We start from the raw sequence: 24,607 nt of genomic DNA, 5'->3' as shown, positions 1-24,607 counted from the left end.
GAGGCAATGCTCATGGATTATGAAAAGGAACGAACAGAACGGGCTGAACGGATTCGAAAAGGCGGAGCGGAAAAGTATCATCAAAGCAATCGGGAAAAAGGCAAGCTCTTTGTCAGAGAGCGGCTTTCCCTTCTCTTTGACGATGACATTGAGCTAGAAGACGCTTTTTTTGCGGAATGTATGTCAGACGGGCTTCCCGCTGACGGAGTTGTAACCGCTATTGGCAAAATCGGCGGCCAAACCGTTTGCGTCATGGCGAATGATTCAACAGTGAAAGCGGGGTCATGGGGAGCAAAAACAGTTGAAAAAATCATCAGAATTCAAGAAACCGCCGAAAAATTAAACTGTCCGCTCATTTATTTAGTCGATTCGGCAGGCGCCCGAATTACCGACCAAATCAATGTCTTTCCAGGGAGACGCGGTGCAGGAAGAATTTTTTACAATCAAGTCAAATTATCGGGACGCATTCCGCAAATCTGTCTGCTTTTCGGACCATCTGCAGCAGGTGGCGCTTATATTCCGGCCTTCTGTGATATCGTCGTTATGGTAGACGGTAACGCCTCCATGTATTTAGGCTCGCCAAGGATGGCGGAAATGGTTATTGGAGAAAAAGTGTCTCTTGAAGAAATGGGTGGCGCCCGTATGCATTGCTCAATCTCCGGCTGCGGAGATATTCTTGCAGAAACTGAAGAAGAAGCCATACAGCTGGCGCGGGCTTATTTGTCTTACTTTCCGGCAAATTTTCAAGAAAAAGCGCCCATTCATGAGAAACGCCCGCCAAAACACTTCAAAACTCCGCTTGCCGACGTCATTCCGCAAAATCAAAACGCACCTTTTGATATGCATGAGCTGATTGAGCGGGTCATAGATGAAGACTCATTTTTTGAGATCAAAGCCTTATTTGCACCGGAATTATTGACGGGCCTCGCACGAATCCACGGACAGCCTGTCGGCATTGTTGCAAACCAGCCGAAGGTAAAAGGAGGCGTCTTATTCCACGATTCAGCAGACAAAGCGGCTAAGTTTATTACCTTATGTGACGCTTATCATATCCCATTGCTGTTCTTAGCGGATATCCCCGGTTTTATGATTGGCACAAAAGTAGAACAGGCTGGGATTATCAGACACGGAGCGAAAATGATTTCTGCGATGTCGGAGGCAACTGTTCCAAAGCTCTCTGTCATTGTCCGAAAAGCGTACGGGGCGGGGTTGTATGCAATGGCAGGGCCGGCATTTGAACCGGATTGCTGTCTAGCGCTCCCAACCGCCCAAATCGCCGTCATGGGCCCTGAGGCCGCTGTAAACGCTGTCTACGCTAAAAAAATCGCCGAGCTGCCAGAAGAAGAGAGAGCCGCATTTATCAGCAGCAAACGGGAGGAATACAAAGAGGACATCAATATCTACCGTCTGGCTTCAGAAATGATCATTGATGCTGTTATCCCAGCCAATTCGCTGCGTGATGAGCTGGCAAAACGGCTCCAGGCATACATGACAAAGGAAATGACATTTACCAATCGAAAGCATCCAGTTTATCCAGTGTAAAAGCAAGAACTTAGGAGCGTAAAAAGCGCTCCTTTATATATTTACAATAACAACATTATGTCAACTAATTACATTTGCATAAAACGGTTGGTTTTTTAGAATAGTAAATAAAGGCTGCCGCACCTCTAGCGGCAATTGTCAGTTTATCATAAAAAGGGGCCTACATTATGTATCATTTATATTCACATAACGACTTGGACGGAGTAGGATGCGGAATCGTAGCAAAATTGGCGTTCGGAAAAGACATAGAGGTCCGGTATAACTCTGTTAACGGCTTAAACGCACAGGTGCAGTACTTTTTAGAAAAAGCGAAGGAGAGCAACAGACAGGACGCGTTATTCATCACCGATCTCGCCGTCAATGAAGAAAACGAAGAGAGATTGAATGAGTATGTTCATGCAGGGGGCAAAGTGAAGCTCATTGACCATCATAAAACAGCCCTTCATTTGAATGAGCATGAATGGGGATTTGTCCAGGTGGAATACGATGATGGAAGGCTCACATCCGCGACATCGCTTTTATATGGCTATCTCGTTGAAAATGGCTTCATGAAACCGACAAACGCCTTAGATCAATTCACAGAGCTCGTCCGCCAATACGATACATGGGAGTGGGAGCGGTACGATCAAAAACAGGCGAAGCGGCTTAATGATCTTTTCTTTTTGCTGTCAATCGATGAATTTGAAGCAAAAATGATCCAGCGCCTTTCCACGCATGACGAATTTTTCTTCGATGATTTTGAAGAAAAACTGCTTGATTTAGAAGACGAAAAAATCGAGCGCTACCTCCGCAGAAAGAAAAGGGAAATGGTACAAACCTTTGTTCACGAACACTGTGTAGGCATCGTTCACGCTGAATCGTACCATTCAGAGCTGGGGAACAGGCTAGGGAAAGATAACCCGCACCTCGATTACATTGCGATTTTGAGCATGGGGTCAAAACGAGTCAGTCTCCGCACCATTCATGATTACATCGATGTGTCAGAAATCGCCGGCCGATATGGCGGCGGAGGGCATGCAAAAGCGTCCGGCTGTTCAATAACCGATGAAGTATACGAGTTGTTTGTAGCTGAAGCTTTCCGTATTGATCCTGTACGGCCGGATGCCTTCCGTAACATCTATAATCTAAAGGGATCTGCGAATGGATCATTATATGAAAATCGCGCACAAATGAGATTTTTTCTTTTCCCTTTAGACAACGAATGGAATATTCAAATTAACGGAGAAACCCAAGACGAAACATTCGCAGCGTTTGAAGAGGCAGAATGGTTTATTAAGAGAAATTATGCCGCATCGCTCGTGCGGGATGAAGTGTTTGTCGCATTTTTAGCGGAGAATCTGAAGCTGGCAAATCAACATCGCAAGTAAAAAAATATGCATAGGGGAGCGTCAGTCACCCCCTATGCATATCCGCTAGCTATCGTTTAAATATGGCTGTACGTTTCTTAATCACAAAATAAAGGGCTATCACGACAACAGCCAATATCATAATCGGTGTTGTATAAGTGCCCGCTATATTCTCAACATCATCCCACTGGCTTCCTAGCTGTATGCCTAAATAAACAAACAGAATAGACCATGGAATGATAGCAAGCACAGTCAGTACCACAAATTTGAGAAAAGGCATTCTGGCAATACCTGCCGGAATGGATATGGCATGTCTGACAACCGGTATAAAACGAGCCGAGAAGACAACTCCGGCGCCGTATTTCTGAAACCAGTTTTCCGACATGTCGATATGATGCTTTTTAATCAATAAATACTTCCCGTATTTGTCCAGAAATGGCCTGCCGCCATAGCGACCGATCCAGTAAATAAAGATCTGGGCAATGGTACCCCCGATAACACCCGCAATAATTGCGCCAATAAATCCAATCGTGCCTTCCGATACCATATAGCCGCCATAAGCTAATACAATCTCACTCGGAATGATTTCAATCATTAACCCAATCGCAATACCCGCATATCCCATGTTCGTCAGCCATGTTAAAATTTCGCTTATCAAACTGCCCACATTCTTCACAACCTGTCCTAATCTTTTTCACTATTATATGACTGATTGACGAGCAAGATGGTTACAATTTTTTTACCGCAGCATTTCTTTCGTTTCCCGTTTGATCACATCTTCTAAATAGGCCAAAAGCTGAGATCTCATTTCGGAACGCATTAAGCCGATTTCGGTGCTCGCTTTAAAACAGCCTAGCTTATCGCCAATGTCATATCGATTTCCTTCCAGCAGCCGGGCGTGGATCGGCTCCTTACGGCAAACCTCACGAAGCGCATCTGTCAGCTGAATTTCGTTGCCCGCGCCTCTGCCAATTGTCTTCAAAACGGAGAAGATCGAAGAATTCAGCACATAACGTCCCATCACTGCGATTTCCGAAGGTGCTTCTTCAGGAGAAGGCTTTTCCACTAAATCGTTCACTTCGTATACATGCCCTTGAGACCCTGATGTATTTATAATACCATATTTGCTGACATCCTCAGGGAGAACTGACTGTACACCGACAACCTCTGTGCCATAAACGTCATATACATCCATTAATTGCCGAAGAGCCGGTGTTTCAGACACCATAATATCATCACCTAAGAGAACGGCAAAAGGCTCATCTCCGATAAAATGCTCCGCACACAGCACCGCATGGCCTAATCCGAGCGGTTCTTTCTGGCGGATGTAATGAATGTTGGCCAAATCGGCAATCTGCTGCATTTCCTTAAGTGTCTCCGTCTTGCCTTTTTCCCGGAGATTGAATTCCAATTCCGCCGACCGATCAAAATGATCTTCAATCGAGCGTTTGTTTCTCCCTGTAATAATCAGTATATCTTCAATTCCTGACTCTGCGGCCTCTTCTACAATATATTGGATTGCTGGTTTGTCGACGATTGGGAGCATTTCTTTAGGCTGCGCCTTTGTCGCCGGCAGAAATCTCGTTCCTAAACCCGCTGCGGGTATAACCGCTTTTCTCACTTTTTTTCTCATTCATCTTCACTCCTGATCCTGTATGTTTTTCAGCGAATCTCCAAATACCCAGATTCGGTTTCCGATAAAATTCATCATCATTCCGCCGATAGTGGCGGCGAGCTTACTCACCAAAAGCGAGCAGCCGCAATTTTGAAACAAATAAAGCAGCAAAAAGGTGATCCCTGACGCGGCAATATTAATCATGAGAAAACGCACGATCTCTTTCCCGTCAGCCTTACGTTTCACACAAAACGTCCAATTCCGGTTCCACACATAGCTGTTGACGATACCTGCAGTATAGGAGCAGATCTGCGCCGGCAGATAAGAGACATGACAAGCGGTAAGAAGAAAGAAGACACCAAAATCTATCAGCGTATTGCCGACGCCTACGGTGCAAAAACGGCCTAATGTCTTTATTTTTTCTTTCAGCGTAACGGACCTCCCTTCATAAAAGATGCGAGTGGCAGTCATATTTGTTGATATGGATTACTATAGCGGACAGTGTTGAATAAACAATTAATAAAATATGAACAAAACATGAAAAAGCGGGTATACCGCTCAATAGTCTTATACTCTTGAAAAAAACAGCCGCATTGAACGGCTGTTTTTTGTGTCTGAAAACATACAAATATAAACGGAGTGTTAGCCCCATCTTATCAATGAATAAATGTATCCAGTTCCTTTGTAGAATCGAACACTAACTCCTCCAAAAGTTTCTATACACAATTTTTTTAATGATGTAGGATGTTAGATAAAGGGATATCTTGGATAATGATGTAATCTCCGTTCAATGTGATTAGTGGGAGGCCATGAACAATCCTGTCTTTTTATTTTCTGGACAATGGTCGCTAGGAATGGGGAAGTTTTTTTGAACAATTTTGAAGGAGTGGTGCGATCTCCTCGAAGAAAGGAGAGAATGGAGACACATGAAGATGAGCTTTCAGAACAACTGGGAACATTGCTAAACAGCTTCCGGCTAATTTATGCGTGCGATCTTCATGACCTGTTGTCATCAAATTCCAAAAGAAAATCCCCCATTTTAAGGAAAAAGGAGGATGTGAAGTGATGAGGAAAAAGTGTAGCGTATGTTTATGGATTCTTGTTTTACTTTTGAGCTGCTTAGCTGGGAAGTCTGCGTATGCTGCCACAGGTCCTACAATTGCAAAACATATAGGGAATTCAAACCCGCTTATCGACCATCATTTGGGAGCGGATCCGGTTGCGCTGACCTATAACGGAAGAGTCTACATCTATATGTCAAGTGATGACTATGAATATAATAGCAACGGAACAATTAAAGATAATTCATTTGCCAATTTGAATAGAGTATTCGTCATATCTTCAGCGGATATGGTGAACTGGACAGACCACGGAGCCATTCCGGTAGCAGGTGCCAATGGAGCTAATGGAGGCCGTGGAATTGCAAAATGGGCAGGTGCATCCTGGGCACCGTCAATCGCAGTTAAAAAAATTAATGGCAAGGATAAATTCTTCCTTTATTTCGCAAACAGCGGCGGAGGTATCGGGGTTCTCACCGCAGACAGCCCGATTGGTCCATGGACCGACCCAATCGGAAAACCGCTCGTAACGCCAAGTACGCCAGGAATGTCAGGTGTTGTATGGCTTTTTGATCCGGCAGTATTTGTAGATGACGACGGAACCGGTTACCTATATGCCGGCGGAGGCGTTCCTGGCGGTTCAAATCCAACGCAGGCACAATGGGCCAATCCTAAAACGGCAAGGGTCATAAAATTGGGATCTGATATGACGAGTGTTGTTGGAAGTGCATCTACAATTGATGCGCCTTTCATGTTTGAAGATTCGGGATTGCACAAGTATAACGGAACATATTATTACTCCTATTGCATCAATTTCGGCGGCACGCACCCGGCCGATAAACCCCCGGGTGAGATCGGCTACATGACCAGTTCAAGTCCCATGGGCCCCTTTACATATAGAGGGCATTTCCTGAAAAATCCGGGTGCATTTTTCGGAGGTGGCGGAAACAACCATCATGCTGTTTTCAATTTTAAAAACGAGTGGTATGTGGTGTACCACGCGCAAACTGTCAGTTCCGCTCTGTTCGGGGCCGGCAAAGGATACCGTTCTCCCCATATTAATAAGCTGGTGCATAACCCAGATGGATCCATCCAAGAGGTAGCAGCAAATTATGCAGGTGTAACACAGCTTTCCAATTTGAATCCTTATAACCGGGTAGAAGCTGAAACGTTTGCTTGGAATGGACGCATTTTGACAGAGAAGTCCACAGCACCCGGCGGGCCAGTAAATAATCAGCATGTAACAAGCATTCAAAATGGAGACTGGATTGCTGTAGGAAATGCAGACTTCGGAGCGGGCGGTGCCAGGTCATTTAAAGCAAATGTAGCATCCACTTTAGGCGGGAAAATAGAAGTGCGCCTCGATAGTGCAGACGGTAAGCTTGTTGGAACTCTGAATGTGCCTTCAACAGGCGGAGCGCAAACGTGGAGAGAAATAGAAACTGCAGTAAGCGGGGCAACCGGTGTGCACAAAGTATTCTTTGTATTTACCGGAACAGGTACAGGAAACTTGTTTAATTTTGATTACTGGCAGTTTACGCAAAGATAGCACTCGTAATGGGACCGCTTAAAAACGAGGCGGGTGAAGTACGAGCCATCACCGGAACAGCCCGCCATTATGGATATGCCATGCAGATTTTTTAATACCGTAAAAGACACATGACGAAGGAGAGGAATAAATGATTCCACGCATTAAAAAAACAATTTGTGTATTATTAGTATGTTTCACTATGTTGCCAGTCATGTTAGGGCCAGGCGCTACTGAAGTTTTGGCAGCCAGTGATGTAACAGTTAATGTATCTGCAGAGAAACAAGTGATTCGCGGTTTTGGAGGGATGAATCACCCGGCTTGGATTGGGGATCTTACAGCAGCTCAAAGAGAAACTGCTTTTGGCAATGGACAGAACCAGTTAGGATTTTCAATCTTAAGAATTCATGTAGATGAAAATCGAAATAATTGGTATAAAGAGGTGGAGACTGCAAAGAGTGCGGTCAAACATGGAGCAATCGTTTTTGCTTCTCCTTGGAATCCTCCAAGTGATATGGTTGAGACCTTTAATCGTAATGGTGACACATCGGCTAAACGGCTGAAATACAACAAGTACGCAGCATACGCGCAGCATCTTAACGATTTTGTTACCTTCATGAAGAATAATGGTGTGAATCTTTACGCGATTTCGGTACAAAACGAGCCTGATTACGCTCACGAGTGGACGTGGTGGACGCCGCAAGAAATACTTCGCTTTATGAGAGAAAACGCCGGCTCAATCAATGCCCGCGTCATTGCGCCTGAGTCATTTCAATACTTGAAGAATTTGTCGGACCCGATTTTGAACGATCCGCAGGCTCTTGCCAATATGGATATTCTCGGAACTCACCTGTACGGCACACAGGTCAGCCAATTCCCTTATCCTCTTTTCAAACAAAAAGGAGCGGGGAAGGACCTTTGGATGACGGAAGTATACTATCCAAACAGTGATAACAACTCGGCGGATCGATGGCCTGAGGCATTGGATGTTTCACAGCATATTCACAATGCGATGGTAGAGGGGGACTTTCAAGCTTATGTATGGTGGTACATCCGAAGATCATATGGACCTATGAAAGAAGATGGTACGATCAGCAAACGCGGCTACAATATGGCTCATTTCTCAAAGTTTGTGCGTCCCGGCTATGTAAGGATTGATGCAACGAAAAACCCTAATGCGAACGTTTACGTGTCAGCCTATAAAGGTGACAACAAGGTCGTTATTGTTGCCATCAATAAAAGCAACACAGGAGTCAACCAAAACTTTGTTTTGCAGAATGGATCTGCTTCAAACGTATCTAGATGGATCACGAGCAGCAGCAGCAATCTACAACCTGGAACGAATCTCACTGTATCAGGCAATCATTTTTGGGCTCATCTTCCAGCTCAAAGCGTGACAACATTTGTTGTAAATCGTTAAGAGCACAAAGACACACATAAATAATAGAGTGTCTGAATTGGCGATTTTCCGATTGGGAAATCGCTTTTTTATTTTGTTGCTGAATTACAGGAAGAAGAAAGGATGTACATAAAAACAGCAAAGCTTTAATCTTCATCTTTTCTAGTTTACATAATATATATTCTAGGAAGTAAACAAAATAAATAAATTTCTGTCTCAATATCAAAGTATACTTAAGTTAGTGAGACAGAAATTGAAATTTTACTGCTGAATGACAAATCAAAAAAATGGTGTTGTCAATCCATAATAAACGGCTTCTAAATCTTCCAGCGTCATATCGCCATATGCGCATTTGATAACAGAATCAGCAAACACATCATAGTCATAATCTGTAGAAAATCCTTGCTGCAGCTGTTTTTCGTAAACTTCGATCTGATCTTTTTGATGCTGGATGTCTTTTTCCTTACCTGGATAGTCGGGACCATTTATCATATTACTCATTTTTTTATACAGCACCATATACTGTTTCAGTATTTCATCCACAACGCAAACCTCCTATTAGATGATAAAAACGGACATCGTTACTGATGTCCGCCAAAAAAAAGCTTAACTAATTTGGTTCTGTTCCCCAAATCAGTTTTCCTTGATCATATAATGTGATTTTTTTCGTTGTTTTAAACGTATTTGATTTGAAAAAGGAATAATCGCCGCTTTGTGCATAATTGCTCCAGTCATCATTGTGAAGACGGAGCTGAATATTCCCTGTGCTTGCTCCCGGTGCCAACGTTCCGTTTTTAAATCCAAGTTCCAGATAGGTATCTGCACCTTGCTTTGGTTTATGCAACGTCACAAACTTGTGTGTCACATTGCCGCATCCAATCTGCGCGTAGTCACAGTCAAAGTTTTGGCCTTTGTTTTTCGCTTTATACCAGTAACGGGCAGTGACATCTTTTAAATCAACCGTGGTATTGCCGTTATTTTTTATTTGAAGCTGCGGACGGATTTGGTTGCTGTTCATACTCCCATCCCCTGCTCTGTACTGTACAGAAATACCATTTTCCTGTGTGGGTTTATCTTTTGATGGCGTTTCAGGAATGTCCTTCGTCGAATCTTTGGTGCCGAGAATGTTTTCTCTAACGAATGTTCCTGAAGCAGATAAATCTGACAACCGCCAGCCGCCTGTTTTAGATGCCCCCGGCTTTAAAGCTGAGGATGATTCCTGCTTATCAGAAAGATTCCAGTTCACCCAGCTGATGGTCTTGCTGTCGAGATATTTCAGCCATTCCCTCGATTGATCAAGGAATACACCGCCATTGCCAGACGCGTCGCTTGTTCCCCACTCTGTCACAAAAATAGGTGCTCCTTTGCTGAGTGCATAGTTTGCTTTATCCCGTAAAAATTGGCCGTGTGTGCCGGCATAAAAATGAAGTGCGTACATAACGTTTGCATCTTTTAGCTGGTCATCGGCAGCATCATTCACATCCTGGCTCCATGTACCGGTTCCGACAATGATGATGTTGTCTGGATCATTTTTGCGGATAACTGAAATCACTTCTTCCGCATATGGTTTAATATCACGCTTCCAGTTCACATCACCGTTTGGTTCGTTTGCAATTTCATAAATGACGTTTGGCGTGTTTCCGTAAAGGCTTGACATTTCCTTGAAGAATTCTTTTGCCTTCTCTTTATTTTGGTTTGGATTACCGTCATTTAAGATATGCCAGTCAATGATGACATATATCCCAAGCTCTTTTGCCGCTTCAACCGCTTCTTTTACTTTATTTTTCACGGACGGGTTGTCAATATAACCGCCATCTGCCGTATACATCGCTGCACGGAAAACGGTGATACCCCAATCATCTCTCAGCCATTTTAAGCTGTCTTTATTGACATATTCTCCATACCATTGCAATCCGTGTGAACTGATCCCCTTCAGCTGTACCGCTTTACCGTCTCGGTTAACGAGCTGTGTACCTTTTATGCTAAGCTGGCCATTCTTGGCTACTGGCGTTTTTGTCCCTGCTGCTGATGCCGGCGAAGCTATCATGCCGCCCATTGTCAATAACGTAATCAATAAACACGTAATAAAAATAGAGATTGACCGTTTCATATCTGATCTTTTCCTCCTTCGCATCATTTTGGCTCTACACTTCTTATGAGCACGAACTCATTGTAAAAATCTTTCTCATGATTGTCTATCAACCTAATTTCTTGTTTTTGGGAGGTTTAAAAGCCTGTCAATTTGCTCTACCTCCAATGAATAAGACACACATGACACATATAGAACAAAGAAAACTGGACTGAATTGGGACTTTACACGTCATTTTTCATTCGAGTCGAAAAATTAAATTTATTTCCAATAATGAAAAAGCTGCATTCAACTATTGAATGCAGCTTTGTTTTATATTTATATTATGCTTCTTGTTTCTCATCTTCCCATGTTTCAGCGTTTTTCAGCCCTGGGATGTTTTTCGCTTTGAATACAGGATCAAGTCCTTGTTTACGCTGTTTCGCGTAATCTTTATACACTTTGTAGGCAACGTTTGACAGCAGCGTAATCACAATTAAGTTGATCAGCGCCATGATACCCATAAAGAGGTCCGCCATATCCCAAACGATTTGGAAGCCTGATAAAGATCCATACACAACCATAGCAATTACAGCGATACGGTAAATGTTCAGCCATGTTTTGCTTGTTTTAATAAATTCAATGTTTGTCTCGCCATAATAATAGTTGCCGACAACTGAACTGAATGCAAACAAGAACATTGCGACTGCGATGAAAGTCGGCGCCCAGCCTCCAATATGATGGTTAAGAGCAGCCTGTGTGACTTGGATGCCGTCGCCTTTTGGCGTTACACTGTACAGCAAAATAATAAATGCTGTGGACGTACATATGATAAATGTATCGAAAAATACGCCTAATGTTTGAATAAAGCCTTGCTTTGCCGGATGGGATACATGAGCCGTCGCAGCCGCGTTTGGTGCGCTCCCCATTCCTGCTTCGTTTGAAAAAAGTCCGCGTTGCGCACCGATAACGATGATGCCGCCTATTCCGCCGCCGACGACTTGTTCAAAACCTAAAGCATTTTTAACAATTGTAGCGATAACGCCAGGGAAAGCCGTAATATTCGTGATGACAACAAATAAAGCGATAAGAATATAAATGCCTGCCATAACCGGCACAATTAACTGTGAAACAGCGACAACACGTTTTAAACCGCCGAAAATGATAAACGCAGTTAAAACCGCCAGAACTATGGCTACAACTATTTTATTCACATGGAATGCGCCATCCAATGCTCCAGCAATTGTATTTGTTTGAACAGCGTTAAAAATCAAGCCGAATGAGACGGTAATTAAGATTGCAAAAACGATGCCAAGCCATCTGGCACCAAGACCCTTTTGAATATAGTAAGCCGGGCCTCCGCGGAAATCCTCCCCGTCTCTCACCTTATAAAGCTGCGCTAACGTACTCTCAACAAAGCTTGAAGCCATGCCTACTGCAGCTACTACCCACATCCAAAATACAGCGCCTGGTCCGCCTGTCGCAATTGCTAAGGCTACACCAGTCAAATTCCCTGTGCCGACTCGGGATGCGGCCGAAATAAAGAATGCCTGCATAGATGAAACACCTTTATTTCCTTCCGGCTTCTCCCCTACTATTCTGAACATTTCAATAAAATAACGGAATTGGATAAAACCAAAACGTATGGTAAAAAATAATCCAAGCCCTATTAAAATATAAAATAGGTATTTCCAGATGAAATCACTTGGAATATTAATCAAACTATTGAAAAAAGACTCCATATTTACCTCCCGTTTTCATCAATTCAATACGAATTCGATTTTGATGTTAGATTTTTTAACATAACGAGTTTTATTATATCACAATATGACGAATTAGGAAGTTTTTTCGAGAAGAATATTGTCGTAGCCAGATGTTACTCTGTCGACCTCTTCTCTATTATTTTCCTACGAATAAAAACATTCCTTGCAAGCTGGCTTTTATAAAAGAGTGCCCTATTAACAATGTAATCATTTCTTCCCATTCTCTTGCCTTTCTCTTTGATTTAGCACATAAATAAAGTAATAAACCCTAAACAACAAACATATCATTTAAAATATGTTTTTATTCACACCATAAACCGGGTATACATACGCTAATAAAAGAAGTTTTCTCTTTCAAAAATAAGCAAAAAGATATATACTTAACAAGGTTAAATTTATTTTTAAATTTAATAAATCAGGTTTACTTTTAGGATGGATTGGGGTATTATTATAAAAATATTCAGTAATATTAAAGGAGGGGGAGATCATTTGAAAAAAGTAACGATATTGAAAGCATCCATCTTATTCTTGGCGATTGCCAGTTTTCATTTGTTCTCAATTCCCCACGCCTTTGATATCGGCCATCATTATAAAGCCGTAGCCGACCAGCAGGAAATGCATGAGATGAAAGCCGGCCAAAATGCTGATGATGAGAAGAAATCCATCACAGGGGCATTTACGCTGACCGCTTTATGGGCAATGGCTGTTCTGCTGCTGACCGCTGAAAGCAAAAGTACGGGATACTCCCGCAGACGTCAGCGGAAAAAAAGCTTTATACTGGCCAAATTTTATCAATCGTCTTATTTCGGCAAACTTCATGTTCAACATCACCCGATTATGTAACGAAAATATGAGGAGGCTGTTAAACATGTTGTTTATCTTAAGAATGGTGATTTTAGGCTTATTTTCTTTCACAGCGCTGAATTTATTTGTATGGCAGGGAATTGAAGTCATTCATGCTGTAACAGATCTATTCACCAACCATGAAAGCTGATAAAAAACAAACGAAACCCGCTCATATAGTATGAGCGGGTTTTTTATTATTGTTCTGTATGAAGGCGCCAAACAGCTGTAACCTTGCCTGATTCCTCTTCATCAAAAAAGAAAGAGCCATTGCTGTATCTGTCGTTTGTCCGCAACTCTTTTGCCTGCAGTTCTTTTCTGTCGCCTTTTTCTGTTTCTGCCATTAGTCGCTGTTCAAGACCGCAAGCGAACAGTGCTACAACTCGGTGAGGATTCTTTTTCAGTTCCCTTAGCATTACGACACCGCGTTTTGCGCGGGATGTCTTCTCGAACTCAGAAAGACTCATGCGTTTTACCGCTCCCCGCTGTGTGAACAAGACAATTGAATCAGATTGCTGAAGGATCTCACCGGAGACAACAAAGTCATCCTCTTTTAAGTTAATCCCTTTGACACCTGCCGCACGCGCGCCAACTACATTCACTTCATCTTCTCCAAACCATAGACCGTACCCTAAGTGAGTGGCCATAAAGATCTGGCTTTCCCCATTTGTTACATGTACATCAATCAGTTCATCTTCACCCTTCAGATTTAAGGCCACAAGCGCCTTAGAATAACGCTGTGCTTTATAATGGGTGAGCTCTGTCTTTTTCACCATCCCGTTTTTCGTAAAGAATAGAAGATATGCCGACGGATCAAATTCTTTTATCGGTATGGCCTTTACAATCGTTTCATCACGGTCAATAGTGATCAGATTTGAAAAATGCTGGCCCATGTCCTTCCATCTGATATCAGGCAGCTGGTGAACAGGACAATAGATGTAGCTTCCTTTGTTCGTAAAGAGCAGCAGCACGTCTGTCGTATTCATTTCAAACTGATGCAGCATCCTGTCCGTATCTTTCATTCCGAAGTCCTGACCGTTGGAAGCGGCAAATGAGCGCTGGCTCGTCCGTTTTAGGTAACCATCCTTCGTAACGGTTACATATACATCCTCAGATGCAACCATGACTTCGAGATTGATTTTAATTTCTTCAATTTTTTCTTCAATCACGGAGCGTCTCGTATCTGCATATTTCTTTTTCAATGCTTTTAAGCTGTTTGTAATCACTTTTAGCAGTTTTTTATCATTGCTCAGAATAGATTCGAGCTCTTCAATTTTTTTACCGAGCTCTTCTGCCTCTTCCTTAAGCGCTGTAATATCTGTATTGGTTAAACGATATAGCTGCAATGACACAATGGCTTCAGCCTGAGGCTCCGTAAATTCATATTTGGCGATCAAATTGTTTTTAGCGTCACGTTTATCGCTAGAAGAACGGATTGTTGCAATCACTTCATCCAAAATAGACAAAGCTTTCATGAGCCCTTCTACGATATGATGTCTGTCTTTTGCTTTTTGAAGCTCGTAAACGGACCGGTTTGTGACAACTTCCTTTTGGTGTCCGATATATGCATCCAAAATAGACGGCAGGCTCATCAGCATCGGACGGCGGTTATGGATAGCCACCATATTGAAGTTATATGTGATCTGCAAATCAGTATTTTTATATAAGAAATTCAAAATGCCTTTGGCATCAGCTTCTTTTTTCAGTTCAATGACCACTCTCAGCCCTGTTCGATCCGTTTCATCACGAACCTCTGAGATGCCTTCAACCTTTTTATCAATACGGAACTCGTCCATTTTTTTTACAAGGTTTGCTTTATTTACTTCAAATGGAATTTCAGTAATGACAATTTGTTCTCGTCCGCCTCTGATTGTTTCAATTTCAGCCTTTCCGCGGATAATGATTTTTCCTTTTCCGGTTTCGTAAGCTTTTCTTATCCCGTCAACGCCCTGAATAATACCGCCTGTCGGAAAATCAGGCCCTTTAATGACTTCCATGAGTTCATCAACAGAGCAAGATGGCATTTGAATACGCTTAATGACAGCATCAATGACTTCTCCCAGATGATGAGGGGGAATGTCGGTCGCGTATCCTGCTGAAATACCGGTAGATCCGTTGACCAATAGGTTAGGAAACATCGCCGGGAGTACGACAGGCTCCTTGCTTGTGTCATCGAAGTTCGGCACAAATTCAACCGTGTTTTTGTCAATATCCCGAAGAAGCTCAGATGCAATCGGAGATAATCGTGCCTCTGTATAACGCATGGCTGCCGGGGGATCTCCGTCGATACTTCCATTGTTTCCATGCATTTCGATTAACACATTACGAACTTTCCAATCCTGGCTCATCCGCACCATTGCTTCATAAACCGAGCTGTCACCGTGCGGATGATAGTTACCGATGACGTTACCGACCGTTTTGGCCGCTTTTCTGAAGTTTTTATCAAACGTGTTTCCATCTGTATGCATTGCATACAGAATTCTGCGCTGTACCGGCTTTAATCCGTCTCTCGCATCGGGCAGCGCCCTGTCTTGAATAATATATTTACTGTAGCGTCCAAAACGGTCGCCGATCACCTCTTCTAATGGTAAATCATGAAATAATTCTGGCTGTGACAATCATTAAACCTCCTCAGCGACCGATAAGTTTTCATTTTCTAAAATATTGCTTTCTTCATCTAAGCCGAAAGCGACGTTTTTCTCAATCCACTTTCTGCGCGGCTCTACTTTGTCTCCCATTAACGTCGTCACACGTCTTTCTACACGTGCCGCATCGTCAATTTTGACCCTAACAAGTGTGCGGGACTCCGGATTCATCGTCGTTTCCCACAGCTGGTCTGCGTTCATCTCTCCAAGACCCTTATATCGTTGAATGGTATAGCCTTTGCCGACTTTTTTCAGGACATCACCCATCTCTTCATCAGACCATGCATATTCAATGATTTCCTTCTTCCCGCTTCCTTTACTGACCTTATATAAAGGTGGCAGCGCAATGAACACCTTGCCATGCTCAATGAGTGGTTTCATATAGCGATAGAAAAAGGTAAGAAGCAGCACTTGAATATGGGCGCCGTCAGTATCGGCATCGGTCATAATGATGATTTTGTCGTAGTTGATGTCATCGATTGAGAAATCTGCCCCGACTCCCCCGCCGATCGCATGAATGATCGTATTGATCTCTTCATTTTTAAAGATATCAGCAAGCTTAGCTTTTTCTGTATTAATGACTTTACCGCGTAAAGGCAGAACCGCCTGGAATCTGCGGTCTCGTCCCTGCTTGGCTGACCCGCCTGCTGAATCTCCCTCAACGAGATACAATTCATTTTTTGCCGGGTTTCTTGAACCCGCAGGCGTCAGCTTTCCGCTTAAAGTCGCTTCTGATTTTTTTCGTTTTTTGCCGCTTCTTGCTTCTTCACGGGCTTTGCGTGCCGCTTCGCGCGCCTGGCTCGCCTTGATTGCTTTTTTGACAAGAAGCGTTGCGGTGTCCCGATTTTCCTCTAAAAAGTAAGCAAGCTGCTCTGAAACAATCGCATCCACCGCTGATCTTGCTTCACTAGTACCGAGCTTTCCTTTTGTTTGTCCCTCAAATTGAAGAAGCTCCTCAGGTATGCGGACAGAAATAATGGCTGAAAGCCCTTCCCTTATATCGGTGCCTTCAAGGTTCTTATCCTTTTCTTTCAGCAAAGCCACTTTTCGTGCATATTCATTAAAAGCACGTGTCATCGCAGTTTTTGCACCTGACTCATGCGTCCCGCCGTCTTTTGTTCTGACATTGTTGACAAACGACAAAATATTTTCAGAATAACCATCGTTAAACTGGAACGCAAAGTCCACTTCTATAGAATGATGCTCCCCCTCAAACGAGACCACTTCAGACAAGACGTCTTTTTCTTCATTTAAGTAAGCAACAAACGCTTCTATGCCGTTTTCATAATAAAAAACCTCATGCTGGTCATTGCGTTCATCAATCAGCTCAATTTTCAATCCTTTTAACAAAAACGCAGACTCTCTTAAGCGCTCAGAGAGCGTTTCAAAATTATAAGTGGTTGTGCTGAACATCGTTGGATCTGGCTTAAAGTGTGTAAGAGTTCCCGTCTTTTTTGTTTTGCCGATCTTTTCGAGAGAAGTAACCGGTTTTCCTCCATTTTCAAATCGCTGCTGATAGACAAAACCGTCCCGCTCAATGGTAACCGTCAGCCATTCAGATAAAGCATTCACGACTGATGCACCAACCCCGTGGAGCCCGCCGCTTGTCTTATAGCCGCCTTGGCCGAATTTTCCTCCGGCATGAAGCACCGTTAAAATCACTTCAGGGGTTGGTTTGCCGAGCTTATGCATTCCGGTCGGCATGCCGCGGCCTCTATCCTGTACAGAAATACTATTGTCTTTATGTATTTTGACGATTATGTGATCTCCATGGCCGGCAAGCACCTCGTCGACAGAGTTATCTACAATTTCATAAACCAAGTGGTGCAAACCCCGCGCGTCAGTAGAGCCAATATACATACCCGGCCTTTTCCTGACAGCCTCAAGGCCTTCGAGCACCTGTATGGCATCTTCGTTGTAATCAAATTGCTGTTTTCTAGCCAAACGTACAAACCCCTTTCAAAAACTAACATTGTCTTTCTCTTTTTCAGTGTTACACATCATTTGTATATAAGATATTTTTTATAAACCTCGCCTCGAGCCAGTACTGCCTTGGACTCCTCATTATAACCAATATGTTTGCAATCGCAACATAGAGCTAACGAATCAGTTCTTCTCAAAACATCGGCTAGTGCTGTTTTTACACTATGAGAACGTATGTTTGTTTATTATATATAAAGCAGCAGACCTTCGCAAATCGAACGGCCGAAACCCAGCTGGACAAGGTATTCAAAAAAAGCTGTTCAAGCTTTATTGTATCTGTTTCACCGTAATACGCAAACAATATCTTAAAATTAAAAAGCAAAAATCCTTGAATTTACAAGGATTTTTGCAGTTCTGCACCTATTTTGTTACAGCGTGTGCCACTTTTATGCACAGATCCATGATAACCGTTCTGCCTTTTTCTTTTAGCATCTGGTATGCTTCCTCATTAACTAGCCCTTGCTGTGCCCAAAATACTGGCGCATCTGTCTCTAAAAACTCTTCCGCCACTCCAGGAAGCTGTTCTGAGCGCCGGAATACATTTACGATGTCAATCGGACCGTCAATCTCTTTTAAAGATGAAACGGCTTTGACACCTAGCGCCTCATCAATTGTAGGATTCACAGGGATAATTTCATAACCCGCGTCCTGCATTGCTTTTGAAACCATATGTGACGTTCTATCCGGACGGTCTGAAAGCCCTACTACCGCTATACGTTTGCTTCTTTGAAGAATCTCTTTAATTTCCGCTTTAGAAGGGTTTTGCATCGTGTGTCACTCCTTTTCCACTTATTTTACACGATCAAAACAGGAGAAATCAAAATATGATGCATGTTTGATTGGATTTGTAAGCAAACTTTACAAAAAAACTTATCATCAGATCATGACATCTCATGTTAAAATAAAAAGAAGGGAATTTGAAAAAGGAGAAATGTAGATGTTAATTGCTTTATTGATTATTTTGGCCTACTTGATAGGCAGCATTCCATCTGGCTTAATTGTGGGCAAGCTTGCCAAGGGAATTGATATTCGGGAGCACGGAAGCGGCAACTTAGGCGCTACCAATGCATTCCGTACATTGGGTGTAAAAGCTGGTTCGGTCGTCATAGCCGGAGATATTTTGAAAGGGACACTGGCAACTGCATTGCCTTTTCTCATGCATGTTGATATTCACCCGCTTCTTGCAGGAGTCTTTGCGGTTTTAGGCCACGTGTTTCCCATCTTCGCCAAATTTAAAGGCGGTAAAGCCGTGGCGACATCAGGAGGCGTTTTGCTATTTTACGCACCCCTGTTATTTATCACGATGGTTGCGGTATTCTTCATCTTTTTATACTTGACTAAATTTGTTTCTCTCTCATCGATGTTAACAGGGATCTATACTGTTATATATAGTTTCTTTGTCCATGATACGTATTTATTGATTGTCGTTACCCTGCTCACTATTTTTGTGATATACAGACACCGAGCGAACATTAAACGAATTATCAATAAAACAGAACCTAAAGTAAAATGGTTATAAGCTTAAAAAACTTCTCTTTTGACACAGAATAGCCTAATACGTTTATAATAGAGAAAATTCAAATGAAGAACAAAGGGGTGTTCTGTTATGAATATGACAATTAACGAAGACGCATTGAACTGGTATAAAGAAGAACTCGATTTGGAAAGCGGAGACCAGGTTCGCTTTTTCGTCCGCTATGGAGGCTGTAGCAACGTTCAAAAGGGTTTTTCTCTCGGTGTAGCGAAAGATGCCCCACAAGAGGCTGGAGTCACTGCAGAAGCTGATGGCATTACCTTCTTTATTGAAGAAAGTGATTTATGGTACTTTGATAACCACGACCTTCTCGTCAGCTATTCAGAAGACGCTGATGAACCGGTTTTTGAATACCAATAAAAAAGAACGCACTTCATGTGCGTTCTTTTTTTACAAATGAAATCGTATAAGATGATCGGTTAGGTTTTCTTGTTCCAAAACATATTTTTGTGTTTCACCCAGCAGATCGAAGTGAGGAAATTCACTTTTCTTATGGATCCATTCTTTTTTTAACCCGTACGCCGCTCCCCACTGAACCAGCTTATCAATGTCTGCACAACCGGCTTTTGTTACAGTCCTTGCTCCCGGAAATCGGTCATCCAGCCAGTAATGTGTTAAAAATGCGATTTCTCCTCTTTTCACTGCTTGTTTCCACCGGTTAAGTTCCTCCCGTTTCACACCAAACGCCATATCCCATTCACTTCCCTATTTTTTGGCCTTTTCATATGCTGTGTGCCAATCAGGAAAAGCTTTGCGGAATTGAATTGGCTTAAAGCTTTCTTTATCCACACAAATATGAGATGAGGTGGCTTTGATGGAAAGCTCACCGGCCGGATTATAAATGTGATAACCATAGACGGTTTTAAAGCCGTTATATTCCTCTATCCATGTATGTACAACCGCGGTTTCTCCGTAATGAAGCGGCTTTTTATAGGAAATATTGATATCAACGACTGGGGACAGAACGCCTTTTTTTTCCATATCACTATATAAAAAGCCTAAGTCCTTAATCAAGGCCGTTCTGCCGACCTCCATCCACACAAGATAATTTGCGTGATAGACAATCCCCATTTGATCTGTTTCTGCATAACGCACTTCTATTTCTTTTTTTGATACATGCAAGATTACTCTGCTCCCTTAACGTCAATTTAGCCCCATTTTACCATAATCAAATCAGAAAGAAAAAAACCAGGTTTCCCTGGTTTTTTAAGAACGGTATCCGTTTTGTCTCGCTGCAGATTCGTCCTGTATTTCATTACGAAACGCTTCAATGCTCTGTTCGCGCCTTGCATTTTTTTCTTTGATACGCTGTTTATCTTCTCCTGAAGCAAACTCCATTGATGCTTCTGCTTCTTCTATATTTTCAATTGTATTTTGAACCATATCCTGCAATTTTTCCACATTGTCAGAACGATCATCAGGATTAGGCTGCTGATATTGATTTTGGTTCTTTGTCATTCGGATGTACCTCCTAGAAATAAACTCGAATTTTCGCTACTCGCCTTTTGTCTGCATGATAATCGGCCGCTGTCCTGAAGTATCATGCATTTTTTCCCCTTTATTGGCTTTATATTTTACAGGCTTTGTACCCAAGTGGCTTGGAGCATATTGAGGCTGACCGTTTTTCTTGTTGTTTCCCATGTTTATCCCTCCTCAACAGATAGGTTTCTCAAAAGGAGGGGTAAACATGAATACAAATTAAAGGTTATTTTTGCTTAAATCGCTGTTCAAGCTTTTCCTCAAGCTGATTTAAATACTCTGTATTGGTCATCAGCTCTTTTTTGTTTTCCATGACGAGCTCATGAAAAGAACGTTTTCTCATCTTCTTCACGCTTCTCACCTCCGCATATTCTTTTATTTTTTCCAATTCTGAAAACTTGTAAGCATATCTGAGCATAAAAAAAAAACTGAATCTAATCAAGATCCAGTTTTTGTTCCATTTCTTTTTTTGTCATGGTGCCAACATGTATGTCTTGGATAACACCTTTTTCATCTAAGATATATGTCGTTGGATATGACATCACGTTATAGTCAGCATTGATCCCTTTTTTATCAATCAGAATGGGGAACGTTAAGTCATAAGTATCAGCAAACGCTCGGACCTGTTTCTCACTTTTCTCAGCTGAAGTGAAATTTACCGCAACAACCGCAAGTTTGTCGGCGTACTCTTTTTGCAGCTTTTCCATCGCAGGCATTTCCTGACGGCACGGCTTACACCAAGTTGCCCAAAAATTGAGCAGCACTTTTTTGCCTTTTGCATCCTGTAAAGAGCTTTTCTCTCCTGATAGCGTTTTCAAAGAAAAATCAGGTGCTTGTTGCCCCTCTTGAATTCCGACTTCTTTTTTGCTGTATGTTTGATATAAATTCCATCCCGTATAACCGACTAGCATGATAAGCAGGATCCCTGCGAGCCATTTTTTCAGCATATGCCACCTCCGCAGCACATTGTGTCATAAAAAGAAGAGAAAGCGAAATGCCTTCTCTTCCTATTGATTCATCAGGACTGCTTCATTTTTTCACGAAGCACCATTTGAAGGATGCCGCCATGGCGGTAGTAATCAATTTCAACTTCACTATCAAAGCGGACGACTGCTTCAAAAGTTGTTACATTGCCGTCTTCATTGATTGCTCTTACAGTCACAAGGTCACGAGGACGAACTGTTTCATCAACATCTACCTCGATGACTTCTTTACCCGTTAAGCCGAGTGTATCCGCATTTTCACCTTGTTTAAACTGAAGCGGCAGCACACCCATGAATACAAGATTGCTTCTGTGAATTCTTTCGAAGCTCTCTGCAATGACCGTTCTGATGCCGAGAAGGTTTGTTCCTTTTGCAGCCCAGTCACGTGAAGATCCCATACCATAGTCTTTTCCTGCTAATACGACAAGACCGGTTTTATCTTCTTTGTATTTCATGCATGCATCATAGATGGATGTTACTTCACCAGTCGGCCAGTACGTCGTAAATCCGCCTTCTGTACCCGGTGCGATTTGGTTTTTGATGCGAATGTTGGCAAATGTTCCTCTCATCATGACTTCATGGTTTCCACGGCGGGAGCCGTAGGAGTTAAAGTCACGAGGTGAAACACCTTTTTCTTGCAAATACTTTCCGGCAGGCGTATCTTTTCCGATTGCCCCCGCAGGAGAAATATGGTCAGTTGTGACTGAATCGCCGAATTTACCGACAACACGCAGTCCTTTTAATGGCTCAACCTTGCCTGGCTCAACAGACATCTCTTCAAAGAATGGTGGGTTTTGGATGTAAGTTGAATCGTTATCCCATTTATATAAAGCTTCATCTGTTGTTTCAATTTCGTTCCAGCGCTTGTTGTCATCAAATACTGTTTCATACTCTTTGCGGAATAGCTCTGGCGTAACAGTTTGCTTAACAAGTGCATTGATTTCGTCCATTGACGGCCAAATATCATTAAAGTATACGTTTTGACCATCCTTGCCCACACCGATTGGATCGGTTTTTAAGTTAATGTTTACCGTTCCAGCCAGCGCATATGCCACAACAAGCGGCGGTGAAGCAAGATAGTTGCCTTTAACAAGCGGGTGAATACGTCCTTCAAAGTTACGGTTTCCGGAAAGGACAGACGTAATCAGAAGATCATTTTTCGCAACCGCTTCTTCGATTTCCGGTGAAAGCGGACCTGAGTTCCCGATACATGTTGTACAGCCGTACCCAACGAGGTTAAAGCCAAGCTCTTTCATGTATGGAAGAAGGCCTGAATTCACAAGATATCCTGTAACAACTTTAGAACCCGGTGCAAGTGACGTTTTCACGTAATTAGGCACCTTAAGCCCTAACTCAACCGCTTTTTTCGCTACCAGTCCGGCGCCGATCAGAACGTATGGGTTTGATGTATTTGTACAGCTTGTAATCGCAGCAATGGCGATCGCACCCGTTTTCATAACTGTTTCTTCGCCGTTAAGGAGTTTAAACTTAATTTCTTTATTTTCTTCCTCAGCATTTAAACCGAATCCTTGGTTACCTGCAGGGCTGACTAATTGCTTTTTAAACGTTTCCTGCATAGCAGATAGCGGGATCAAATCCTGAGGACGCTTTGGACCCGATAAGTTTGCTTCAATTTGAGACAGGTCAATTTCAACCACATCAGTAAATTGAGGGTCTTCCGCATCTGGAGTGTAAAACAAGCCATTGCTTCTGCAGTATGCTTCAACAACATCAATATGTTCAGGATCACGGCCAGTCAGGCGCAGGTAGTTAAGCGCTTCTTCATCTACTGGGAAGAATCCGCATGTAGCACCGTATTCCGGAGCCATATTCGCAATTGTTGCGCGATCTGCAAGCGGCAGTTCAGCAATTCCCGGTCCGAAGAATTCAACAAATTTACCGACAACGCCTTTTTCACGCAGCACTTGTGTTACTTTTAACGCCAAGTCAGTAGCTGTTGTTCCGTTCGGAAGCTTGCCGACAAGTTTCGCGCCGATTACCTCTGGAACTGGGAAGTAAGAAGGCTGTCCAAGCATTCCCGCTTCAGCTTCAATTCCACCGACACCCCAGCCGAGAACACCGATACCGTTAATCATTGTTGTGTGTGAGTCTGTTCCGACAAGCGTATCAGGATACGTTACAAGCTCGCCGTCTTCTTCAATGGCATGGACAACACTTGCCAAGAACTCAAGGTTGACCTGGTGCACAATACCTGTTGCAGGCGGTACTGCCTGATAATTGTTAAACGCTTTCTTTGCCCAGCTTAAAAATTTGTAGCGCTCTGCATTTCTTTCGAATTCCAAGTCCATATTTACTGCTAATGCATCTTCTGTACCCGCTTTATCTACCTGTACAGAGTGGTCGATAACAAGATCAACAGGAATTTCAGGGTTGATTTTATCAGGATCTCCGCCGACAGCTGCCATTGCTTTACGCAGTGAAGCCAGATCTACTACTGCCGGAACCCCTGTGAAGTCTTGTAAAATAACACGAGACGGTTTGAACGGAACGTCGATATCCTTTAATTCGGCAGTTCCCCATTTTGCCAAATTTTCCACGTGTTCTTTTTTGATAACGAAGCCGTCAACTTGACGCAATACTGATTCTAAAAGAACTTTGATGGAATAAGGAAGCTTCGAAACCTTTCCTATACCTGAATCTTCTAACGCTTTTAAAGAGTAGTAATGATATGTTTTCCCATTTGTAGTAAACGTTTTTCTCGCTTGGAAAACGTCTTTTGCTGCAGTTTTTTGCTCGTTTGCCATTCTCCAAAATCCCCCTTCAGATCAGATCATTCTCAGATGAACATTACATTCCATCA

At 42.7% G+C, this 24,607-nt stretch carries 24 protein-coding genes; 8 read left to right on the top strand and 16 right to left on the bottom strand.

Features of this window, described 5'->3' with window-relative positions; genetic code table 11:
- The first annotated feature begins 6 nt into the window (after positions 1 to 6).
- A complete protein-coding gene (locus tag MHI44_RS00445) occupies positions 7 to 1,542 on the top strand; it encodes an acyl-CoA carboxylase subunit beta (protein ID WP_339202636.1) in 1,536 nt (511 codons plus the stop codon).
- 167 nt (positions 1,543 to 1,709) lie between these two features.
- The gene (nrnB, locus tag MHI44_RS00440) at positions 1,710 to 2,909 is read left to right on the top strand and encodes an oligoribonuclease NrnB (RefSeq protein ID WP_015251991.1); all 1,200 of its coding nucleotides are present in this window, start codon (positions 1,710 to 1,712) and stop codon (positions 2,907 to 2,909) included.
- Positions 2,910 to 2,958: 49 nt separating this feature from the next.
- Here nrnB and MHI44_RS00435 read toward each other — a convergent pair whose 3' ends face one another.
- From MHI44_RS00435 to MHI44_RS00425, 3 genes are all read right to left on the bottom strand, one after another.
- The gene (locus tag MHI44_RS00435) at positions 2,959 to 3,555 is read right to left on the bottom strand and encodes a DedA family protein (RefSeq protein ID WP_003231529.1); all 597 of its coding nucleotides are present in this window, start codon (positions 3,553 to 3,555) and stop codon (positions 2,959 to 2,961) included.
- A 72-nt stretch (positions 3,556 to 3,627) separates the two neighbouring features.
- Complete coding sequence (gene galU / locus MHI44_RS00430; RefSeq protein WP_014479952.1) at positions 3,628 to 4,521, bottom strand: UTP--glucose-1-phosphate uridylyltransferase GalU; 894 nt, start codon at positions 4,519 to 4,521, stop codon at positions 3,628 to 3,630.
- 6 nt (positions 4,522 to 4,527) lie between these two features.
- The gene (locus MHI44_RS00425; protein ID WP_014479951.1) at positions 4,528 to 4,974 is read right to left on the bottom strand and encodes a GtrA family protein; all 447 of its coding nucleotides are present in this window, start codon (positions 4,972 to 4,974) and stop codon (positions 4,528 to 4,530) included.
- Positions 4,975 to 5,568: 594 nt separating this feature from the next.
- Between MHI44_RS00425 and xynD the strand changes: the two genes are divergently transcribed.
- Positions 5,569 to 7,110, top strand: a complete 1,542-nt coding sequence (gene xynD, locus MHI44_RS00420; RefSeq protein ID WP_339202634.1) for an alpha-L-arabinofuranosidase — start codon at positions 5,569 to 5,571, stop codon at positions 7,108 to 7,110.
- Between the two features lie 130 nt (positions 7,111 to 7,240).
- Entirely contained in the window at positions 7,241 to 8,509 is a 1,269-nt protein-coding gene (gene xynC, locus MHI44_RS00415) for a glucuronoarabinoxylan endo-1,4-beta-xylanase XynC (protein WP_015251993.1), read from the top strand.
- A 258-nt stretch (positions 8,510 to 8,767) separates the two neighbouring features.
- Here the strand turns inward: xynC and MHI44_RS00410 are convergent, their stop codons facing one another.
- The 3 genes from MHI44_RS00410 to MHI44_RS00400 form a co-directional block, all read right to left on the bottom strand.
- Entirely contained in the window at positions 8,768 to 9,031 is a 264-nt protein-coding gene (locus MHI44_RS00410; RefSeq protein ID WP_003231535.1) for a YnfE family protein, read from the bottom strand.
- A 67-nt stretch (positions 9,032 to 9,098) separates the two neighbouring features.
- Positions 9,099 to 10,598 (bottom strand): endo-1,4-beta-glucanase EglS, encoded by a 1,500-nt coding sequence (gene eglS / locus MHI44_RS00405; RefSeq protein WP_003231540.1) that lies wholly within the window; start codon positions 10,596 to 10,598, stop codon positions 9,099 to 9,101.
- Positions 10,599 to 10,900: 302 nt separating this feature from the next.
- The gene (locus MHI44_RS00400) at positions 10,901 to 12,298 is read right to left on the bottom strand and encodes an alanine/glycine:cation symporter family protein (protein WP_021479777.1); all 1,398 of its coding nucleotides are present in this window, start codon (positions 12,296 to 12,298) and stop codon (positions 10,901 to 10,903) included.
- Between the two features lie 510 nt (positions 12,299 to 12,808).
- On the opposite strand from MHI44_RS00400, the gene MHI44_RS00395 reads away from it, so the two are divergent.
- Entirely contained in the window at positions 12,809 to 13,162 is a 354-nt protein-coding gene (locus tag MHI44_RS00395; RefSeq protein ID WP_003245190.1) for a hypothetical protein, read from the top strand.
- 25 nt (positions 13,163 to 13,187) lie between these two features.
- The gene (locus tag MHI44_RS00390; RefSeq protein WP_003231548.1) at positions 13,188 to 13,313 is read left to right on the top strand and encodes a hypothetical protein; all 126 of its coding nucleotides are present in this window, start codon (positions 13,188 to 13,190) and stop codon (positions 13,311 to 13,313) included.
- A gap of 46 nt (positions 13,314 to 13,359) precedes the next feature.
- On the opposite strand, the gene parC is transcribed toward MHI44_RS00390, so the two are convergent.
- The 3 genes from parC to MHI44_RS00375 all read right to left on the bottom strand — a co-directional run bounded on the left by parC (position 13,360) and on the right by MHI44_RS00375 (position 18,558).
- A complete protein-coding gene (parC, locus tag MHI44_RS00385) occupies positions 13,360 to 15,780 on the bottom strand; it encodes a DNA topoisomerase IV subunit A (protein ID WP_014479945.1) in 2,421 nt (806 codons plus the stop codon).
- A gap of 3 nt (positions 15,781 to 15,783) precedes the next feature.
- Positions 15,784 to 17,751: a DNA topoisomerase IV subunit B gene (parE, locus tag MHI44_RS00380; RefSeq protein ID WP_014479944.1), complete on the bottom strand. Its 1,968-nt coding sequence runs from the start codon at positions 17,749 to 17,751 to the stop codon at positions 15,784 to 15,786.
- 399 nt (positions 17,752 to 18,150) lie between these two features.
- Entirely contained in the window at positions 18,151 to 18,558 is a 408-nt protein-coding gene (locus MHI44_RS00375) for a CoA-binding protein (RefSeq protein ID WP_003245606.1), read from the bottom strand.
- Positions 18,559 to 18,727: 169 nt separating this feature from the next.
- Between MHI44_RS00375 and plsY the strand changes: the two genes are divergently transcribed.
- Together plsY and MHI44_RS00365 are read left to right on the top strand one after the other, a co-directional pair.
- Entirely contained in the window at positions 18,728 to 19,309 is a 582-nt protein-coding gene (gene plsY / locus MHI44_RS00370; protein ID WP_003231560.1) for a glycerol-3-phosphate 1-O-acyltransferase PlsY, read from the top strand.
- An 87-nt stretch (positions 19,310 to 19,396) separates the two neighbouring features.
- Positions 19,397 to 19,684: a HesB/YadR/YfhF family protein gene (locus MHI44_RS00365; protein ID WP_003231562.1), complete on the top strand. Its 288-nt coding sequence runs from the start codon at positions 19,397 to 19,399 to the stop codon at positions 19,682 to 19,684.
- Between the two features lie 30 nt (positions 19,685 to 19,714).
- Here the strand turns inward: MHI44_RS00365 and MHI44_RS00360 are convergent, their stop codons facing one another.
- The 7 genes from MHI44_RS00360 to acnA all read right to left on the bottom strand — a co-directional run bounded on the left by MHI44_RS00360 (position 19,715) and on the right by acnA (position 24,551).
- Positions 19,715 to 20,014, bottom strand: coding sequence for a hypothetical protein (locus MHI44_RS00360; protein ID WP_029726676.1), 300 nt, complete (start codon positions 20,012 to 20,014; stop codon positions 19,715 to 19,717).
- Positions 20,015 to 20,029: 15 nt separating this feature from the next.
- On the bottom strand, positions 20,030 to 20,446 hold the full coding sequence (locus MHI44_RS00355) for a YbgC/FadM family acyl-CoA thioesterase (protein ID WP_212059646.1): 417 nt from the start codon (positions 20,444 to 20,446) through the stop codon (positions 20,030 to 20,032).
- An 84-nt stretch (positions 20,447 to 20,530) separates the two neighbouring features.
- Positions 20,531 to 20,782 carry a small acid-soluble spore protein Tlp gene (tlp, locus tag MHI44_RS00350; protein ID WP_003231568.1) on the bottom strand — a complete coding sequence of 84 codons (252 nt, stop codon included), beginning with the start codon at positions 20,780 to 20,782 and terminating at the stop codon, positions 20,531 to 20,533.
- A 36-nt stretch (positions 20,783 to 20,818) separates the two neighbouring features.
- Positions 20,819 to 20,965 carry an acid-soluble spore protein SspN gene (sspN, locus tag MHI44_RS00345; RefSeq protein WP_003231569.1) on the bottom strand — a complete coding sequence of 49 codons (147 nt, stop codon included), beginning with the start codon at positions 20,963 to 20,965 and terminating at the stop codon, positions 20,819 to 20,821.
- 64 nt (positions 20,966 to 21,029) lie between these two features.
- Positions 21,030 to 21,155 (bottom strand): FbpB family small basic protein, encoded by a 126-nt coding sequence (locus MHI44_RS00340; RefSeq protein ID WP_003244964.1) that lies wholly within the window; start codon positions 21,153 to 21,155, stop codon positions 21,030 to 21,032.
- An 82-nt stretch (positions 21,156 to 21,237) separates the two neighbouring features.
- Positions 21,238 to 21,750, bottom strand: a complete 513-nt coding sequence (locus MHI44_RS00335; protein WP_003244797.1) for a redoxin domain-containing protein — start codon at positions 21,748 to 21,750, stop codon at positions 21,238 to 21,240.
- Positions 21,751 to 21,821: 71 nt separating this feature from the next.
- Positions 21,822 to 24,551 carry an aconitate hydratase AcnA gene (gene acnA, locus MHI44_RS00330; RefSeq protein WP_003245728.1) on the bottom strand — a complete coding sequence of 910 codons (2,730 nt, stop codon included), beginning with the start codon at positions 24,549 to 24,551 and terminating at the stop codon, positions 21,822 to 21,824.
- Between the last annotated feature and the right edge of the window lie 56 nt (positions 24,552 to 24,607).

It is taken from the genome of Bacillus sp. FSL K6-1366, assembly GCF_037976695.1.
GTDB lineage: Bacteria > Bacillota > Bacilli > Bacillales > Bacillaceae > Bacillus > Bacillus subtilis.
The sequence above is the reverse complement of the archived record's forward strand: the minus strand, read 5'-3'. Positions and strand labels throughout refer to the sequence as shown.

What these genes read in the sequence shown, in the direction of transcription:
- galU (WP_014479952.1), bottom strand. Translation starts at nt 4,521, where the DNA reads ATGAGAAAAAAAGTGAGAAAAGCGGTTATACCCGCAGCGGGTTTAGGA.
- MHI44_RS00375 (WP_003245606.1), bottom strand. Translation starts at nt 18,558, where the DNA reads ATGCAAAACCCTTCTAAAGCGGAAATTAAAGAGATTCTTCAAAGAAGC.
- MHI44_RS00365 (WP_003231562.1), top strand. Translation starts at nt 19,397, where the DNA reads ATGAATATGACAATTAACGAAGACGCATTGAACTGGTATAAAGAAGAA.
- MHI44_RS00390 (WP_003231548.1), top strand. Translation starts at nt 13,188, where the DNA reads ATGTTGTTTATCTTAAGAATGGTGATTTTAGGCTTATTTTCTTTCACA.
- plsY (WP_003231560.1), top strand. Translation starts at nt 18,728, where the DNA reads ATGTTAATTGCTTTATTGATTATTTTGGCCTACTTGATAGGCAGCATT.
- xynC (WP_015251993.1), top strand. Translation starts at nt 7,241, where the DNA reads ATGATTCCACGCATTAAAAAAACAATTTGTGTATTATTAGTATGTTTC.
- acnA (WP_003245728.1), bottom strand. Translation starts at nt 24,551, where the DNA reads ATGGCAAACGAGCAAAAAACTGCAGCAAAAGACGTTTTCCAAGCGAGA.
- MHI44_RS00335 (WP_003244797.1), bottom strand. Translation starts at nt 21,750, where the DNA reads ATGCTGAAAAAATGGCTCGCAGGGATCCTGCTTATCATGCTAGTCGGT.
- eglS (WP_003231540.1), bottom strand. Translation starts at nt 10,598, where the DNA reads ATGAAACGGTCAATCTCTATTTTTATTACGTGTTTATTGATTACGTTA.
- MHI44_RS00445 (WP_339202636.1), top strand. Translation starts at nt 7, where the DNA reads ATGCTCATGGATTATGAAAAGGAACGAACAGAACGGGCTGAACGGATT.
- MHI44_RS00425 (WP_014479951.1), bottom strand. Translation starts at nt 4,974, where the DNA reads ATGACTGCCACTCGCATCTTTTATGAAGGGAGGTCCGTTACGCTGAAA.
- MHI44_RS00360 (WP_029726676.1), bottom strand. Translation starts at nt 20,014, where the DNA reads ATGGCGTTTGGTGTGAAACGGGAGGAACTTAACCGGTGGAAACAAGCA.
- MHI44_RS00400 (WP_021479777.1), bottom strand. Translation starts at nt 12,298, where the DNA reads ATGGAGTCTTTTTTCAATAGTTTGATTAATATTCCAAGTGATTTCATC.
- nrnB (WP_015251991.1), top strand. Translation starts at nt 1,710, where the DNA reads ATGTATCATTTATATTCACATAACGACTTGGACGGAGTAGGATGCGGA.
- tlp (WP_003231568.1), bottom strand. Translation starts at nt 20,782, where the DNA reads ATGACAAAGAACCAAAATCAATATCAGCAGCCTAATCCTGATGATCGT.
- sspN (WP_003231569.1), bottom strand. Translation starts at nt 20,965, where the DNA reads ATGGGAAACAACAAGAAAAACGGTCAGCCTCAATATGCTCCAAGCCAC.
- xynD (WP_339202634.1), top strand. Translation starts at nt 5,569, where the DNA reads ATGAGGAAAAAGTGTAGCGTATGTTTATGGATTCTTGTTTTACTTTTG.